General features: G+C 68.0%; 19 protein-coding genes. 11 read left to right on the top strand and 8 right to left on the bottom strand.

The annotated features are described in order from the left end of the window. The first annotated feature begins 37 nt into the window (after positions 1-37). Positions 38-1,189: an acetyl-CoA C-acetyltransferase gene (locus ABH933_RS35065; protein ID WP_429424070.1), complete on the top strand. Its 1,152-nt coding sequence runs from the start codon at positions 38-40 to the stop codon at positions 1,187-1,189. Positions 1,190-1,294: 105 nt separating this feature from the next. Here ABH933_RS35065 and ABH933_RS35060 read toward each other — a convergent pair whose 3' ends face one another. Further along, complete coding sequence (locus tag ABH933_RS35060; protein WP_429423998.1) at positions 1,295-1,681, bottom strand: ester cyclase; 387 nt, start codon at positions 1,679-1,681, stop codon at positions 1,295-1,297. A 113-nt stretch (positions 1,682-1,794) separates the two neighbouring features. Between ABH933_RS35060 and ABH933_RS35055 the strand changes: the two genes are divergently transcribed. After that, the gene (locus tag ABH933_RS35055; RefSeq protein ID WP_429423996.1) at positions 1,795-2,415 is read left to right on the top strand and encodes a TetR family transcriptional regulator; all 621 of its coding nucleotides are present in this window, start codon (positions 1,795-1,797) and stop codon (positions 2,413-2,415) included. Positions 2,416-2,467: 52 nt separating this feature from the next. On the opposite strand, the gene ABH933_RS35050 is transcribed toward ABH933_RS35055, so the two are convergent. After that, positions 2,468-3,397 (bottom strand): MerR family transcriptional regulator, encoded by a 930-nt coding sequence (locus ABH933_RS35050; protein WP_429423994.1) that lies wholly within the window; start codon positions 3,395-3,397, stop codon positions 2,468-2,470. 102 nt (positions 3,398-3,499) lie between these two features. On the opposite strand from ABH933_RS35050, the gene acpM reads away from it, so the two are divergent. The 4 genes from acpM (at position 3,500) to ABH933_RS35030 (ending at position 7,396) form a co-directional block, all read left to right on the top strand. Further along, complete coding sequence (acpM, locus tag ABH933_RS35045) at positions 3,500-3,805, top strand: meromycolate extension acyl carrier protein AcpM (protein ID WP_429423992.1); 306 nt, start codon at positions 3,500-3,502, stop codon at positions 3,803-3,805. 45 nt (positions 3,806-3,850) lie between these two features. After that, positions 3,851-4,720 (top strand): SRPBCC domain-containing protein, encoded by an 870-nt coding sequence (locus tag ABH933_RS35040; RefSeq protein ID WP_429423990.1) that lies wholly within the window; start codon positions 3,851-3,853, stop codon positions 4,718-4,720. Continuing rightward, a complete protein-coding gene (locus ABH933_RS35035) occupies positions 4,720-5,301 on the top strand; it encodes a carboxymuconolactone decarboxylase family protein (protein ID WP_429423988.1) in 582 nt (193 codons plus the stop codon). Before ABH933_RS35040 ends, ABH933_RS35035 begins: the two co-directional genes overlap by 1 nt. A gap of 106 nt (positions 5,302-5,407) precedes the next feature. Next, entirely contained in the window at positions 5,408-7,396 is a 1,989-nt protein-coding gene (locus tag ABH933_RS35030; protein WP_429423986.1) for a molybdopterin-containing oxidoreductase family protein, read from the top strand. 121 nt (positions 7,397-7,517) lie between these two features. Here the strand turns inward: ABH933_RS35030 and ABH933_RS35025 are convergent, their stop codons facing one another. Beyond that, a complete protein-coding gene (locus ABH933_RS35025; RefSeq protein ID WP_429423984.1) occupies positions 7,518-8,099 on the bottom strand; it encodes a Uma2 family endonuclease in 582 nt (193 codons plus the stop codon). Between the two features lie 86 nt (positions 8,100-8,185). Continuing rightward, complete coding sequence (locus ABH933_RS35020; RefSeq protein WP_429423982.1) at positions 8,186-9,025, bottom strand: helix-turn-helix transcriptional regulator; 840 nt, start codon at positions 9,023-9,025, stop codon at positions 8,186-8,188. An 85-nt stretch (positions 9,026-9,110) separates the two neighbouring features. On the opposite strand from ABH933_RS35020, the gene ABH933_RS35015 reads away from it, so the two are divergent. The 3 genes from ABH933_RS35015 to ABH933_RS35005 all read left to right on the top strand — a co-directional run bounded on the left by ABH933_RS35015 (position 9,111) and on the right by ABH933_RS35005 (position 10,479). Continuing rightward, a complete protein-coding gene (locus tag ABH933_RS35015; RefSeq protein WP_429423980.1) occupies positions 9,111-9,866 on the top strand; it encodes an SDR family NAD(P)-dependent oxidoreductase in 756 nt (251 codons plus the stop codon). Between the two features lie 66 nt (positions 9,867-9,932). Next, complete coding sequence (locus ABH933_RS35010) at positions 9,933-10,181, top strand: type II toxin-antitoxin system Phd/YefM family antitoxin (protein ID WP_429423978.1); 249 nt, start codon at positions 9,933-9,935, stop codon at positions 10,179-10,181. Then, complete coding sequence (locus tag ABH933_RS35005; protein WP_429423976.1) at positions 10,174-10,479, top strand: Txe/YoeB family addiction module toxin; 306 nt, start codon at positions 10,174-10,176, stop codon at positions 10,477-10,479. The genes ABH933_RS35010 and ABH933_RS35005 overlap by 8 nt, the downstream gene beginning before the upstream one ends. A gap of 74 nt (positions 10,480-10,553) precedes the next feature. Here the strand turns inward: ABH933_RS35005 and ABH933_RS35000 are convergent, their stop codons facing one another. Genes ABH933_RS35000 through ABH933_RS34985 form a run of 4 tightly spaced genes read right to left on the bottom strand, consistent with a single transcriptional unit; the run spans position 10,554 to position 14,043 of the window. Continuing rightward, positions 10,554-11,645, bottom strand: coding sequence for an NAD(P)H-dependent flavin oxidoreductase (locus ABH933_RS35000; protein WP_429423974.1), 1,092 nt, complete (start codon positions 11,643-11,645; stop codon positions 10,554-10,556). Beyond that, a complete protein-coding gene (locus ABH933_RS34995; RefSeq protein WP_429423972.1) occupies positions 11,642-12,400 on the bottom strand; it encodes a CoA-transferase subunit beta in 759 nt (252 codons plus the stop codon). The genes ABH933_RS35000 and ABH933_RS34995 overlap by 4 nt, the downstream gene beginning before the upstream one ends. Further along, complete coding sequence (locus ABH933_RS34990; protein WP_429423970.1) at positions 12,397-13,272, bottom strand: CoA transferase subunit A; 876 nt, start codon at positions 13,270-13,272, stop codon at positions 12,397-12,399. Before ABH933_RS34990 ends, ABH933_RS34995 begins: the two co-directional genes overlap by 4 nt. A 6-nt stretch (positions 13,273-13,278) precedes the next feature. After that, a complete protein-coding gene (locus ABH933_RS34985; protein WP_429423968.1) occupies positions 13,279-14,043 on the bottom strand; it encodes an enoyl-CoA hydratase family protein in 765 nt (254 codons plus the stop codon). Positions 14,044-14,093: 50 nt separating this feature from the next. Here ABH933_RS34985 and ABH933_RS34980 point away from each other — a divergent pair, with 50 nt between their 5' ends. Beyond that, the gene (locus ABH933_RS34980; protein ID WP_429423966.1) at positions 14,094-14,885 is read left to right on the top strand and encodes an SDR family oxidoreductase; all 792 of its coding nucleotides are present in this window, start codon (positions 14,094-14,096) and stop codon (positions 14,883-14,885) included. Positions 14,886-14,936: 51 nt separating this feature from the next. After that, complete coding sequence (locus ABH933_RS34975; protein ID WP_429423964.1) at positions 14,937-15,851, top strand: SDR family oxidoreductase; 915 nt, start codon at positions 14,937-14,939, stop codon at positions 15,849-15,851. Positions 15,852-15,957: the final 106 nt, after the last annotated feature.

Genomic DNA, 15,957 nt, shown 5'->3' with positions numbered 1-15,957 from the left:
TTCCATGTCGGCACCCGCCCGTCGCCAGTATTCGCCCGTGCGCGAGGCCTATGTCATCGACGCCGTGCGTACCCCCGTCGGCAAGCGCGGCGGCTCGCTGTCGGGCGTGCACCCCGCCGACCTCGGGGCGGCGGCGCTGCAGGGTCTGCTGGGGCGCAACAGCATCGATCCCGCGGACGTCGACGACGTGATCGTCGGATGCGTGGACAACATCGGCCCGCAGGCGGGAAATATCGGGCGCACCATGTGGCTGGCCGCCGGCTACCCCGAGCACGTCCCGGGCGTGACCGTCGACCGGCAGTGTGGATCCAGCCAGCAGGCAATCAATTTCGGCGCGCAGGCCATCATGAGCGGCACCGCCGAGGTGATCGTCGCGGGCGGCGTGCAGAACATGAGCGCCATCCCGATCTCGGCCGCGATGCTCGCCGGTAAGGAATACGGATTCGACTCGCCGTTCGTCGGCGCGAAGGGCTGGGACCACCGCTACGGCACCGGCGAGGTGTCGCAGTTCAACGGTGCGCAGCTGATCGCCGAGAAGTGGGACATCAGCCGCGAGGACATGGAGCGCTGGGCGCTGCGCAGCCACGACCGGGCGCGAAAGGCCATCGCGGAGGGCACCTTCGATCGCGAGATCGTGCCCGTCGGCGACTTCTGGATCGACGAGAGCCCGCGCGAGACCAGCCTCGAGAAGATGGCCGCGCTCAAGCCGCTGAGCGAGGGCAGCCGCCTGACCGCCGCGGTCGCCAGCCAGATCTCCGACGGCGCGAGCGCCACCCTGCTTGTCTCGGACTGGGCCGTCGCCGAATACGGACTGAAGCCCCGCGCGCGCATCCACCACGTCAGCGCCCGCGGCGCCGACCCCATCTACATGCTCACCGCCCCGATCCCGGCCACCAAGTGGGCCCTCGAGAAGACCGGCCTGAGCATCGACGACATCGACGTCATCGAGATCAACGAGGCCTTCGCCTCGGTGGTCCTGGCCTGGCTGAAGGAGACCGGCGCCAACCCGGACAAGGTCAACGTCAACGGCGGCGCCATCGCCCTGGGCCACCCCCTCGGCGCCACCGGCGCGAAGCTCTTCGCCACCCTGCTCAACGAACTCGAACGCGTCAACGGCCGCTACGGCCTGCTGACCATCTGCGAGGGCGGCGGCACGGCGAACGTCACCATCATCGAACGCCTGAGCTGAGTTACGACGAACGCCGCCGGACACGCCGTCCGGGAGCGCTCGTCGTTCACCGCCCGCGTCCACGGGAACAACCGCACCGAACTGCCGGAACCGTGACGAGCGTGCTCAGGTGTGATCAGGACTGCCGATCAGGGATTCCGGGGTGGGCATTCCCTGACCGGCTGCCCAGGCCTCGGTGATCAGGCCGTTGCCGATGCGGAAGATCTCGATCAGCATCGGTTGCGGGGTGCCGGGCGGGATCGGGACTCCCCCGACGGACGAGCGGACGGTCACCTTGTCGCCGTCAACCAGGACATCCTCCGCGGTGACGCGGATGTCGGGGAACAGGCCGACCAGCGTCTGCCACGCGCGCTTGCCAACCTCGAATCCGGTGGCATTCAGGGTGTGGTTGAGGCAGTCCGGGGCGTGTAGTTCGTCGGCGCGGTCGAATTGCCGGGTGTTGAAGCATTCCTGCATCCGCAGTACCGGGGCTGCGATGTCGTGCGTGGTCATGGGGGTCTCCTCTGGGGATCAAGAAGCTGGGTGGCGATCGCCGATAAGCGGTGCGCCGCCCCGTTTATGTTCGTGAGCATACGGGGCGGCGACCCGGTTAAGCTAGGGGTGAGATGGAACGTCAACCGACCGAATCCGCACCGGGGGCATCGGCAGCGTCCGCTGGCGCCCGGGAGCTGCGGGCCGACGCGCGCCGCAATCGCCAGCGCGTCCTGCGGACCGCCCAGCAACTGTTCGCTCAGGAGGGCCTCGGTGTCTCGCTCGACGAGATCGCTCGGCAGGCCGGTGTGGGCCCGGGCACGGTCCATCGCCACTTCCCCAGCAAAGAGGCCCTGTACCTCGCTGTTTCGATCGAGCAGATCGAGCGCCTGGTGGACGAGGCGGCGGTCCTTGCCGAAACCGGCGATCCGGCGGCGATATTCACCCTGCTGTCGCGCATGATGGCCGACGGCGCCGAGAACGCACTGGTCAAGAGCGCGCTCGCGGCCGCCGAATTCGACCTGCGCACGGCCGCCCCGGAGGTGGCCGCTGCCCTCACCGGTCACCTCGCCGGTCTGCTCGATCAGGCGCGCGCGGCGGGCGTCGTGCGCACCGATGTCACCGTCGAGGAGGCGATGGCCCTGGTCGCCGGGGCATTCGCCGCGATCCATCACGTCGATGCACAGTCCGATCCGGCCCGGGCGGCACATATCGGCGGGATCATCCTCGACGGGCTCCGTCCGCAACCAAGGTGACCGGCATCGACCCGTCGCAGGTGGTGATCGAGAAGTGAACCCGAGGCCGCGCCTAGTGCGGGCGGCCGGCGGACTGGGCCAGTGCGGCATATATCCAGTGGTGGGCCTGGCCGATGGTGACGCGATTTCCGAAGAACCGGGCAGTCAGGGTCCAGTACCGATGAATCCGGTGATCGGTATCGGTTGCGCCGGTGAGCAATAGCTCACGAAAGCGGACCGAATCGCGTTCGCCTCGTGCGGCGGCGTGGGCGTCGACGAATCGGTCGAGTTCGCCGCCGCTGTATGGCCGCACGCCTGCGGTCACCAGTGGCACTACGTCCACCATGACCTCGCCCAGGTCGCTGTACAGTCCGCGATGGTTACGGATCAGCTCCGAGTGATTTCGCCAGAATTGCTGTCGCACCACACTGTTCATGCCGGGGTCGGCGACGAGGGCCGCCAGTTCGGCGTACGCGACGATCTCCTCGACGGATGGATCAGCGGGCGGTTCCGGGACGTTCCAGCATATCCAGCCCGCGGTGTCGCCCCCGCGGATCGGCGCGAGAATGCGCCGCCAGAATCGCACGAGGCTGTCGTGGACCGCGCCGGCGTCGTGTGCGGCGGCCAGCAGCGCGAGTAGCTCGGCCCGTCGTGGCGGGGTGGCCGTCTCGATCGCGCGCAGTGACGCGCGGCGCCACGCCAACGCCCTGAATTCGATCTCCAGGCGCGCACTTTCGCCGGCGATGGCCTCGGCGATCGACCGATCCCCGCGCAGCACCGCGGTGATCGGGCCCAGCCCGAGACCGAGCTCGCGCAACCGCCGGACCAGCAGCAGTCGTTCGGTGGCGGCCTCGGCGTCGAACATCCGATGCCCGCCCGGGCTGCGGCGGGATTCCAGAATGCCCTCGTCGCAGTAGAACCGGATTGTGCGCACCCCGAGACCGGTGCGGCGGGCCAGCTCACCGATGCTCACCGGTGCACCCGACCGTGTGTCGTCCGTCACAACCTCTTGAACCTCCACCCCGGTGGAGCTTTTAGCGTACTGGCACCGCCGCTCGCGCACGAGCGGCGGACGCCGAGATGTGCACCGGGAAAGGGTGGATTCGTGGCCGCTACGCAGGAAGAAATCGTCGCCGGTATCGCGGAGATCGTCGAGGAGGTGACCGGCATCGACCCGTCGGAGGTGCTGATCGAGAAGTCCTTCGTCGAGGATCTGGACATCGACTCGCTGTCGCTGGTGGAGATCGCCGTGCAGTTGGAGGACAAGTACGGGGTGCAGATTCCCGACGAGGACATGGCGAGCCTGAAAACCGTCGGCGATGCGGTCGCATACGTTCAGAAGATGGAGGCCGAGAAACCGGAGCTGGCTGCGGAGCTGGAGGAAAAATTCAAGGAAGGCCAGTCGAAGTGAATCCGAGGCCGCACCGAGGCCCCGCCCTAATCCGATGTGATGCAGATGATCGCTGATCCACAGTTGAATCCCGCCGCGGTCGAGCTCGACAGCTTTCTGCCGCAGCCGCCGGACGCCGTGTGGCGGGCGTTGACGGACCCGGATCTGCTGGAGCGATGGCTGCTGCGCCCGACCGGATTCGCCGCTTCGGTCGGAACCCGCTTCCGCTTCACCGTCCCCGATTCGTCGGCCGAGGAGATCGACTGTGAGGTGCTGACGGCCCGTCCGCACGAACAGTTGACCTACAGCTGGACATATCTGCGGGCCGAACATCCCGTCCGATGGATCGTTGACTGGACGTTGCGCCGGCAGGGTCGCGGCACACGACTGCTATTGACCCAGACGGGTTTCGACGTCGAAGACCGTCGGCAGAAGATGGCGCGCAAACGCCATGGAGCGAGGGTGGAAGCGAACGGTCCTGCCGCGGCTGGGCGAGGTGCTCCACTCCTAGCTCACCCGCGCTGCCCGGCCCGAACAGCCCGAATTCATTCCCCGCAGCGCCTACCGTTGGGCTCGGGAGGTAGCCGAACGAGACGGAGGCGAGTCGCCATGCCGGACGAGGACGAGAAGCGGGCCATGCATCGGGCGCTGGTGGACGGTGTTGTGAGCGGGGAGGGGAAGGCGTCGGTAGAGGAGCGGGGGCGTGCCTTTCGGGGTGCGGACCTTCCGGAGGCGCTGCGGGGGCTGGTCGACAAGGTTGTCGGGCGTCCGGGGGAGATCGCCGATGCGGATTTCGAGGCGGGCAGGGCGGCAGGGTTCAGCGAGGATCAGCTGTTCGAGCTGGTGATCTGCGCTGCCGTGGGACGGTCGGCGCGGCTGTACGACGCGGGGCTCGCGGCGTTGGCCGCGGCGTCCGGCGGCGGGGAGGCCGGTTAATGCGCCTCGAGATCCTGAACACGGGCTACCGGCCCGGGACCAAGGCCCTGTTCGCGCTCATCCGGATGTTCTCCGGGCAAGCGCTGCCCGACGCCGCGAAGCTGACCTTCTATCGCCCCGGCTTCTACGGCACCCGGGCGAAGAAGTTCACCCACGCGGCGATGCGGGGGCCGTCGGGCTGGTCGGTGGCAGACCGGGAACTGATGGCTGCCTACATTTCGACGGTCAACACGTGTGCGTTCTGCGTCGGCGCGCACACCGCCACCGCGGGGCAGGCCTACCACGACGAGGCCAAGGTGCGGGCCGTGCTGACCGACCTCGAATCGGCGCCCATCGAGGACGGACTCCGGGCGACGCTGCGGATGCTCGGCACGCTGACCAGAGCGGGAGCAGTCAGCGCCGACGATATGCGCGCCGTGCTGTCCGCGGGCGTCTCACCCCAGCAGATTCGGGACGCCCTGGCCGTCTGCGCCGCATTCGACACCACCAACCGGCTCGCCGACGCGTTCGGTTTCGAAATGCTCAGCCCCGAGGGCTTCGAGTCGGGAGCGAGGTTCCTGCTGAAGCGAGGCTACCAATAGCGTCGGATTCACCTGGAACCGAACTCTCACGGACCGCCGCGCGGGGCCCCTACCAGCCGGATCGCGCACCTGCTCGGGCGGTTCGGGCTGACGTGCGGGTCGGCCGGTGCGGCGGGTCGCCTACCATCGGAGTGTGAAGGTGCTCGGTGCGTGTCCGCTCGATTGTCCCGACGGGTGTTCGTGGGAAGTGACCGTCGAGGACGGCGTGGCCGTGAGCATGCGGGGGAACAAGAATCATCCGGTCACCCGGGGTGCGCTGTGCGTGAAGGTGAATCGGTACCTCGAGCAGGTCAATTCGCCGGATCGGATCACGTATCCGATGCGGCGGGTCGGGCGTAAGGGGGAGGGGAAGTTCGAGCGGATCACCTGGGATCAGGCGCTCGACGAGATCACCGCGCGGCTGATGGGGATCGTCGACGAGTACGGGGGCGAGGCGATCTGGCCGTTCCTGGGGACCGGGAGTCTCGGGTACATCCAGGGGCTGGAGGGGTTCGCGGGGCGGCGGTTCTTCAATGTGCTGGGGGCCTCGCTGCACGATCCGACGATCTGCTCGGTGTCGGGGTCGACCGGCCTGAAGTACACGCTGGGCACGGCCGGCGGCATGGATCCGGAGGATTTCGCCAAGTCCCAGCTGATCCTGCTGTGGGGGACCAATCCGCTGACCTCCGGGCATCACATCTGGAAGTTCATTCAGGACAGCGGGGCGTACACCATCGCGATCGATCCGGTGCGCAGCCGCACCGCCGAGCGCTGCGACGAGCATCTGGCCCCGCTCCCGGGCACCGATGCCGCGCTGGCGCTCGGGCTCATGAACGTCATCGTGTCGTTGGGCGCGCACGACGAGAAATACCTCGCCGAGCACACCGAGGGCTGGGACGAATTCCGGGGCCGCATAGCGGAATTCACGCCCGATCGGGTCGCGGAGATCACCGGGCTGCCGGTGGATAAGATCGTGGAACTCGGCGAGCGGATCGCCCGTACCCGCCCGACCGCGATCCGTGCCTCGCAGGGCATCCAGCGCCATGCCGGCGGCGGGATGGCGCTGCGCACCCTGGCCTGCCTGCCCGCCGTGACCGGTGATTGGGCGATTCCCGGTGGGGGACTGCACTATTCGACGAGCGGGCATTTCCAGCTGAACATGATGGACATGGTCCGCTTCGATCTGCTGCCGAATCCGGTGCGGATGCTGTCGCAGACCCGGATCGGCCGGGATCTGCTCGAACGCACCGATCCTCCGGTCAAGGCGCTGTTCGTGGTCGCGGCCAACCCGGTGGGCTCGAATCCCGACCAACGCAAGGTGATCGAGGGGCTCTCGCGCGAGGATCTGTTCACCGTTGTGCTGGAACACTTTCCGACCGACACCGTCGACTACGCCGATATCGTGCTGCCCGCGACGATGCAGCCCGAACACCTCGACGTGATCGCCGCCTACGGGAATCTGTACCTGGCGTGGAACGAGAAGGCGGTCGAGCCGCCCGGCGAATGCCTGTCCACCACCGAGACGTTCCGCCGCCTGGCCCGGCGCATGGGGTTCGAGGAGCCGGCGCTGTACGACTCCGACGAGGAGCTGGCCCGCACGCTGCTGAAGGACTACGACATCGACCGCCTGCGGGCCGACGGTTTCCTCAAGGTCCCGGCGCGGCCCGTGCCGACGGAGAAGGTGATGTTCACCTCGCTGCGCGCCGAGCGGGCCGGGCACGATCCGCTGCCGGGTTACACGCCCCCGTCGGATAGTGGCTCAGGCCTGGTGCTGATTTCCGCTGCCCCACACCACTTCCTGAACACCACGTTCGGCTCCAACCCCGAATTGCGCCGCCGCGAGGGCGATTCCCGCGTCACCATCCACCCCGACGACGCGGCCGCCCGCGGCATCACCGACGGCGCACCGGTGCTGGTCGCCAACGCCCGCGGCTCGTTCGAGGCGGTCGCCGAGGTGTCCGACCGCGTGCGCCCCGGCGTCGCGGCGACCACCAAGGGTCGCTGGGCGAAGTTCACCAACGGAGCCACGGTGAATGCGACCATCGCCGAACGCGATTCGGACTTCAACGGCGGCGCGGTGTTCCACGACAACCGGGTCGAGATCACTCCGCGCTGATCGAACCTTTCTCGGAGAGCGCGGCTCGCCCGATTCTCGATATCGACGAATCCAACTCGGCTACAACGTGATCGAACATCACGTATTGCGTCTGCTCAGTCGGGTGCCGTCGCAGTACTGATCAGCGAACGAGACGAGGCAGGTCGATATCGATGTCGAAAGGGACCGCTGTCTTCATGCGATCACGGATGATTCCGGTGGCGACATAGGCGCGGGTGGTGTCATCGAGCTCGTACGTGTGGATGACCGGAAGGCCGTTTTCCTCCTCGATACGCCAGTAGTGCGGGATTCCCGCGTGCGCGTACTTGAACGGCTTCAGTGACCGGTCGCGGTCGGCAGACTCATCCGAGACGACTTCGATGGCGAGGGCGACCTCGTCGGGAAGGTATCGTGTGCGGTCCGGGTCGTACGGGACTGTGACAGCAAGGACGTCGGGCTCGGGCCGATTTTTCCGGTTCAGTGTGATCGTCATTTCCCGGTCGATCACGAATCTTTCGGGAGCCTGATCGTCCAGTGCGGTCGTCAGCCGGGTGATGACGCGGGCGTGCCAGGACCGCTGCGGAGACATCATGAAAATCAGCGCTCCATCGATCAGCTCGGTGTGTCGGGGGAGGTCGGATGCGTTGTCGAGGTCATCGGCCTCCCATCCGCTCGGCCGAGGCGGCAGCATCCAGGACGGGAGTGCTTCCCAGGCGGTTGTCATCGGGTCCTCCCTTCGGGCTTCCCGGCCAGCTTATCCCGGTGCCAGCGGTAACGGGCATGAAGCAGGCCGCCACCGCGACGCTTGTGCTACCCCTGACTCGCTTCCGTGCGGGCCGTGAGGCTACGGAATACTTGCGCGGTATGCGTGCCGGGCTCGGCGCAATAGAGGATCACACTCTGGTCGGTATCGGAGATGCGCATGAGCTGGCATTCGAATTCCAGCGGACCGAATTCGGGATGGTTCACCCGCTTGCGGTGTCCGCGCCGGACCTCCACGTCGTGATCCGCCCACATCCGCGCGAAAAGCGGTGAGGTGCCCAGCAATTCGGTGACAAGCCGGGCGATCGCCGGATTGCCCGGATAGCGGGCGTACGCGGCGCGCAGGTCGGCGACCGTGCTGTAGGCGAAGGCCACGGCGGACTCGTCGTCCCAGTGCGGGTGGTCGGCGGGCTGCCGGAAGACCCAGCGGATCATGTTGCGGTCGGACTCGGGATGGCTGGACAGGTCGCCGATGAACGGCACGGCCGCCGCATTCCAGTCCAGGATGTCGTAGGTCGCGTCCACGACGTAGGCGGGTGTGTCGACGAGGTTGTCCAGCATGATGCGCACCGATCGCGGCACGGTGCGATTCGGCCCGGCGAGTTGCGGAGGATTCTCGCCCGCCGTCCGGAACAGGTATTCGCGCTCGTCCGCGGTGAGCATCAGGGCCCGGGCCAGCGCGGAGAGCACCTGGCGAGAGGGATTGGAGCCGCGGGCCTGCTCGAGCCGGATGTAGTAGTCCACCGACAGGCCGGCCAGCTGGGCAACCTCCTGGCGGCGCAGACCGGGTGTGCGCCGGTTCATACCGTCGGGGAGTCCTACGTCGCTCGGGCGCAGCTTGGCGCGCCGGGTGCGCAGGAAGTCGGCGAGTTGTCTGCGATCGGCCATGCCTCCAGTGTGGCGCTCAGGGGTGAGCCATGGGTGGTACAACTTGGTCCTCCCCGGAGCGCTCGCGCGCCGTCACGCTGAGTTCATGACGACAACAGCACTGATCACCGGCGCCAACAAGGGCATCGGATACGAGACCGCCCGCCTGCTCGCCGCGCGCGGCATGACGGTTCTGCTGGGCGCGCGCAGCGCCGAACTCGGCGAGGCCGCCGCCGAGAAGCTGGCCGCCGAGGGCGCCGACGTCCACTTCGTACAGCTCGATGTCACCGACGAGGAATCCATCGCCCGCGCGGCCGCGCGGATCGAGGCCGAATACGGCAAGCTCGACGTCCTGGTCAACAACGCGGGCATCACCGGCGTGTTCGACGGCGACGGCAAACCGTCCACGACCGGTCTGGCGAATCTGCGAAATGTCTTCGAGACCAACATCTTCGGTGTCGTCGCGGTCACCAATGCGATGCTCCCGCTGCTGCGCCGGGCCGAGGCAGCCCGCATCGTGAACGTCTCCAGCGAGGTCGGATCCATCGGCGCGCAGATGAACCCCGACGGCCCGATGTGGGGCATGGCCTCGATCCCCTATGCCGCCTCCAAGACCGCGCTGAACATGGTGACCGCGCAGTACGCCAAGGAGTTGTGGGACACCCCGATCAAGGTCAACGCCGCGAACCCGGGCTACTGCGCCACGGATCTCAACGGGCACACCGGATTCCGTACGGCGGAGCAGGGCGCCGAGCCCACGGTGCACCTGGCGACCCTCTCTGCCGACGGCCCGTCGGGGCAGCTGTGGGGCCACATCTGGGGCGGCGAGCACGACGGGGAGTACGGGCAACTGCCCTGGTAACGCGGAAGTGGTACCATTAGTTGTACAACTATCCGTGACGCTGAGAGGCGCACCATGCCTGCCAGCATGCCGATATCCAACGTCCGCAAGAACCTGTTCAGCCTGGTCGACCAGGTCAACGACGACCGCGACACCGTGACCGTGGTTACCAAGTCCGGACGTAACGCCGTGCTTGTGTCCGAGGACGACTGGAATTCGATCCAGGAAACCCTCTACGTACTCGCTACTCATGGCGGTGTCGAGTTGATCGAATCGGCCGATGCCGCCCGTCGCGGCGAGTACACGATGGTGGCCCTCGGCGACGACGATGAGTGACAAGATCGGTTTCACCGTCAAGGGCCTGGAGGATTACGACTCCTGGGATCGTGACCCGCAGCTGAAGAAGCGCATCAGGCAATTGTTGCGCGCTGCGGCGGCGGACCCGTTTCGCGGCATCGGCAAACCGGAACCCCTGCGGGGTCGGCTGGCGGGTCATTGGTCGCGACGGATAACCCAGGAGCATCGGCTGCTGTACTTCGTGGCCGAGAACGGGCAGGTGATCGTGATCGGTTTGTCGGGGTCACTACGACGACTGAACGGCAGCGTTCTCGGTAGCCGCGGCAACGGCGACTGAAACCAACAGCCCGCCCCCGCGACGAGAGGAGAGCGCGGGGGCGGGCCGGGGTGCGATCGGCCGGCAGGTGCCGATCAGGCGGTGGGGGCCGCGCCTGCTCCCTGGCGCAGTGCGGCGACGGCGTCGATGCGCGCGATGGCCTCCTCGACGATGCGGTCGATGAGTTCCTGGCAGGTGGGCAGATCCTCGATGATGCCCGCGACCTGACCGGAGGCGAGCACGCCCGCGTGCGTATTGCCCTCCACCAGACCGGCTTTCAGCAGCATCGGGGTGTTGGCGGCCATGATGACCTGGGACCAGGTGAGGTCCTTATGCTTGCGCATGGCCAGGCCGTCCTTGACGATGGTCGACCACTTCATGCCGGTCATGGCCTTGAACTTGAAGGCATTGGAGACCGCGGCGGTGAGGCCGCGGACGCCGCTGGAGTGCTCCAGCTTGTCGACTAGTTCGGTGTTGAGCACCCGGTGCGGCATGCCGTCGACCTTCTTGGAGACGACGGTGTCCATCAGTCCGCGCTTGAGGTACTCCTGCTTCACCGAATCCGGCACGCTCGAGTCCTGGGTGAGCAGGAAGCGGGTGCCCATCGCGACACCGGCGGCACCGTAGGACAGCGCGGCGGCCAGCCCCCGGCCGTCGAAGAAGCCGCCACCGGCCACCACAGGAATGTCGACGGCGTCGAGCACCGACGGGAGCAGCAGGGTCGTGGCGACGGAGCCGGTGTGGCCGCCGCCCTCACCACCCTGCACGATCACCGCGTCCGCACCCCACGAGGCGACCTTGACCGCGTGCTTGGCCGCGCCGATGGACGGCACGACCACCACGCCGTTGTCCTTCAGCCGCGCGATGAGCTCCTTTTTGGGGGCCAGCGCGAACGAGGCGACCTTCACGCCCTCGCGGATCATCAGTTCGCAGCGCTCGGTGGCGTCCGAGCCGTCGGCGCGGATATTGACGCCGAAGGGCTTGTCGGTCTTGGCCTTCGTCTTGGCGATGGCCTGCTCGAGTTCCTCGAAGGTCATGGTGGCCGAGGCCAGAATGCCGAGACCGCCCGCATTGGCGGTGGCCGCGACCAGACCGGGACCGGCGACCCAGCCCATGCCGGTCTGCACGATCGGGTGCTCGATGCCGACCAGCTCGGTCAGCGGCGTCCTCAAACGCTGAGCGGTCATGCCGTCACTTCCTTCTCGCGGAAGCCCTTGGGGTCCAGCACGGTCCGGATGATGGTGAGCTCTTCCTCGGTGGGCCGCCGGGTCTGCCCCGCCTCGCCGAGCCCAGCGATCTCGAACGAGGTGTTCTCGGCGACTTCGTCGGCGCCGACGCCCGGGTGCAGCGACAGCGCGCGCAGTGTGTGGTCCGGGCCGCCGAAATCGAAGACACCCAGGTTCGAGACCACTCGGTGCAGGTGGTGGAACCGGTAGGCGGGATTCTCGGGATCGACCTTGTCGTAACCGATTCCGGACACGATGTCGACGCTCTCGCAGAACACGCGCCTGTTGTGCTTGGGCACGAAGTAGCTGGTGGCGTGGTTGATGGTGTTGCCGGGCGCGCCGCGCACGCCGAACATCTGCCGGGTGGGCTGCTGCAGCGGCCCGAACGCCGAGAGGTTCTGGTTGCCGTACCGGTCGATCTGGTTGGCGCCCATGACGACGTGCCGGCGGCCCGAGGCCACCACGTCGAACACCCTCGAGAACGGGATCCAGCCCTCGATGGGCGCCTTGCCGCCGATCGGGGGGACCTCGGCGAAGAACAGCGCCTCGCCGTCGGACAGCAGCAGGTCCGGCTCGAAGGTCAGCCGGGCCAGCCGCGCGCCGATGGTGGTGACGGTGGACATCGGGCTGGCCATGATCTCGCCCGCGCCCCGGAAGATCTCGGCGGCCGCGACCACGCAGATCTCGGCGCGAGTAATGGTGCTGGTGTCGTTCACTTCTGCTCCTCCGCGAAAGCCTTGACGGCGGCCTGGTATTCGCCCTCGGAGACGTCCAGGTAGCGGGCCTTGAACTCGGCCCACGACTCGGGCGTCTTGGCGGCCTCGACGTAGTGGCGCTGGAACTTCTCGTCGCGGCCGTAGCTGCCGGAGAAGGTGAAGTGCGCGCCGCCGGGCGCCTCGACCACGCCGTCGACCATCATGCGATTGAGGATGAGGGCCTGGTGCGGAACGGCTTTGACCAGTTCGTCGGTCTCGACGAGACGGTCCACCGACAGGTACCGCTTCTCCGCGGACAGCGCGTACAGGTCGTCCATGTACGGGTCGACGCCCGTGTACGCGGCGTTGCCGTGCTTGTCGCCCAGATCCAGGTGCACGAACGCGGCGTCGAGGTTCAGAGCCGGCATCGCCACCAGGGTTTCGGTCTTGCCGTCGGTCGGATACGGCGAGGCAACGGTTTTCAGCTCGCCCTCCCAGAAATCGACCACGGCCGAACCCAATCCGGCGCGCGTGGGCAGGAACGGCAGCCGGGCGGCGGCGGCCTGCAGGCCGGACTTGACCATGCCCTCGTCCATCTCGCGCACGGTGATCGCGCCCTCGGTACGCGCCTTGGCGAACCAGGGATCGTAGAACGGCGCGGAGTCCAGGGAGACGAAGCCGTAGTACGCCTTGCGCACCTTGCCCGCCGAGCACAGCAGCCCCAGGTCGGGACCGCCGTAGGTGACGACGGTCAGATCCGTGACGTCCGAACGCAACAGCGCCCGCACCAGGGCCATCGGCTTGCGCCGCGAACCCCAGCCGCCCAGGCCGATGGTCATTCCGCTGCGCAGCTCGCCGACGACCTCGTCGAGCGTCATTCGCTTGTCGCGCATGGCTTTCTACTTCCCCTTCTTCTGGGCGGCCAGATCGTCGTCGAAGCGCGCCCGGATCTCGTCGGCCACGCCCGCCAGGTTCAGCTCCATGGTGAAGCCCTGCTCGTAGCGGTAGGAGCGGTGCACGTCCTGCACGTCGATGCCGTTCAGCGCCTTCTTGGCGGCGCGGATGACGCGGCCGTCCTTGTTCGCAATGTTCTTCGCTACTTCCATTGCGGCGGAGTCGAGTTCGGCCCGCGGCACGACCTTGTACACCGAGCCGTAGTGGTGCAGCTGCTGCGCGGTGAGCTTGCCCGCGGTGTAGAACATGGTCCGCATCAGGTGCTGGGGGACCAGGCGCGCGAGATGGGTGGCCGCGCCCAGTGCGCCGCGATCCACCTCGGGCAGGCCGAAGGTGGCGTCGTCGGAGGCGACGATGACATCGGAGTTGCCGACCAGGCCGATGCCGCCGCCGAGGCAGAAGCCGTTGACCGCGGTGACGACCGGGACCTGGCAGTCGTAGACCGCCGCGAACGCCTCGAAGCAGCCGTGGTTGGCGCGGATCAGCGCGGTGTGCCCGCTGTCCGCGTTCATCTCCTTGATGTCCACGCCCGCGTTGAAGCCGCGCCCCTCCGCGCGCAGCACGACCACGCGCGTGTCCTGGTTGCGCCCGGCCTCGCGGATCGCGTCGGCCAGGGCGAACCACCCGTCGGACGGCAGGGCATTGACCGGCGGGTAGTCGACGGTGACGACCTCGACGCCCTCGGTTTCGGTGTGACGGTTGATCCCCATCCCAAGTCCCATCGTTGGCAAAACAAGCATTTGCTTGGTAGGTTAGCACGGTGGCAATCGAAGTGGACCTTTCCGGATCCGTAGTCCTGATCACGGGCGGCGTGCGGGGCGTGGGAGCCGGGATCACCCGGGTATTCCTGGACGCCGGCGCGACCGTGGTGACCTGCGCGCGCCGTCCCGCGGACGCTCCGATCACCAGCTCCGGCCGCACGGCCGAATTCCTGCCCTGCGACGTGCGCGACGGCGACGCGGTCGCCGCGATGATCGAGGAGATCGTGGCGCGGCACGGCCGCCTCGATCACGTGGTCAACAACGCCGGGGGCGCGCCGTTCGCGCTGGCCGCTGATGCCAGCCGCAACTTCCACGCCAAGATCGTCGAGCTGAATCTGCTTGCGCCGCTGCTGGTCTCGCAGGCCGCGAACGCCGTTATGCAGACCCAGGACCAGGGCGGCTCGATCGTGATGATCTCGAGCGTCAGCGGCCATCGGCCCTCGCCGGGCAGCGCGGCCTACGGCGCGGCCAAGGCGGGCATCGACAGCCTGGTCTCCTCGCTGGCCGTGGAATGGGCGCCCAAGGTGCGGATCAATTCGGTGATCGTCGGCATGGTGCACACCGAGAGCAGCCACCTGCACTTCGGCGATCAGGCGGGCATCGACGCGGTCTCGGCGACGGTGCCGCTGGGGCGCCTGGCGGTGCCGGAGGACATCGGTCGTTGCGCGGCCTTCCTGGCCTCCCCGCTGGCCTCCTACGTCAGCGGCGGCACGATGCTGATGCACGGCGGCGGCGAGCGCCCCGCCTTCCTGGACGCGGCCACGGTCAACTCTGCGACCGCCACGCCGTGATCCCGCAGCTCTGTTGAATCATCCTGCACGACAACCGAAATGAGCACACATATGGCTGACAACGAGAAGATCTGCGCCGGGCGCACCGTCATCGTGACCGGCGCGGGCGGCGGCCTCGGGCGTGCGCACGCCCTGGCCTTCGCCGCCGCCGGGGCCAATGTGGTGGTCAATGACATCGGCGCCGAACTCGACGGCACCCCGCGCGCCGACACCCCGGCCGCGCAGGTCGTCGAGGAGATCCTCGAGCTGGGCGGCAAGGCCGTGGTCAACGGCAGCGACATCGCGGACTGGGCGGGCGCGCAGCGCCTGATCACGCAGGCGGTCGAGACCTTCGGCGGCCTGGACGTGCTGGTCAACAACGCCGGCATCGTCCGGGACCGGATGCTGGTGAACCTGTCCGAGCAGGAGTGGGACGCGGTGGTGCGGGTGCACCTCAAGGGCCACTTCGCCACCATGCGGCACGCCATCGAGTACTGGCGCGGGCAGTCCAAGGCCGGCAACGCCGTCGATGCGCGCATCATCAACACCAGTTCCGGCGCGGGCCTGCAGGGCAGCGTCGGACAGGGCAACTACGCCGCCGCCAAGGCCGGCATCGCCGCGCTGACCATCACGGCCGCAGCCGAATTCGCGCGCTACGGCGTGACCGTCAACGCCATCGCCCCCTCGGCCCGCACGCGCATGACCGAGACCGTCTTCGCGGACATGATGGCCAAGCCGGAGGACGGCTTCGACGCGATGGCCCCGGAGAACGTCTCGCCGCTGGTGGTGTGGCTGGGCAGCGCCGACTCGGCCGGGGTAACGGGCCGGATGTTCGAGGTCGAGGGCGGCAAGGTGGCCCTGGCCGACGGCTGGCGGCACGGCGTGCCGGTCGATCGCGGCGCCCGCTGGGAGCCCGCCGAGCTGGGCTCGGCGGTACGCGAGCTGATTGCCAAGGCGGCCGCGCCGGAGGCGGTCTACGGCGCCTGACCTGGCGACCCGTCCCGGGCCCGAAGGGCTCGGGACGACACGCCCCCGCCGGATCGCACGACGCTCCGCAACCCTTCCCCGCGGCAACGATCCGGCCACAGTTCGG

It is taken from the genome of Nocardia sp. GP40 (assembly GCF_050434125.1).
GTDB classification, from domain to species: Bacteria; Actinomycetota; Actinomycetes; order Mycobacteriales; family Mycobacteriaceae; genus Nocardia; species Nocardia albiluteola.
Note: the sequence above shows the minus strand (reverse complement) of the source record. Positions and strands in the feature narration are given on the sequence as shown.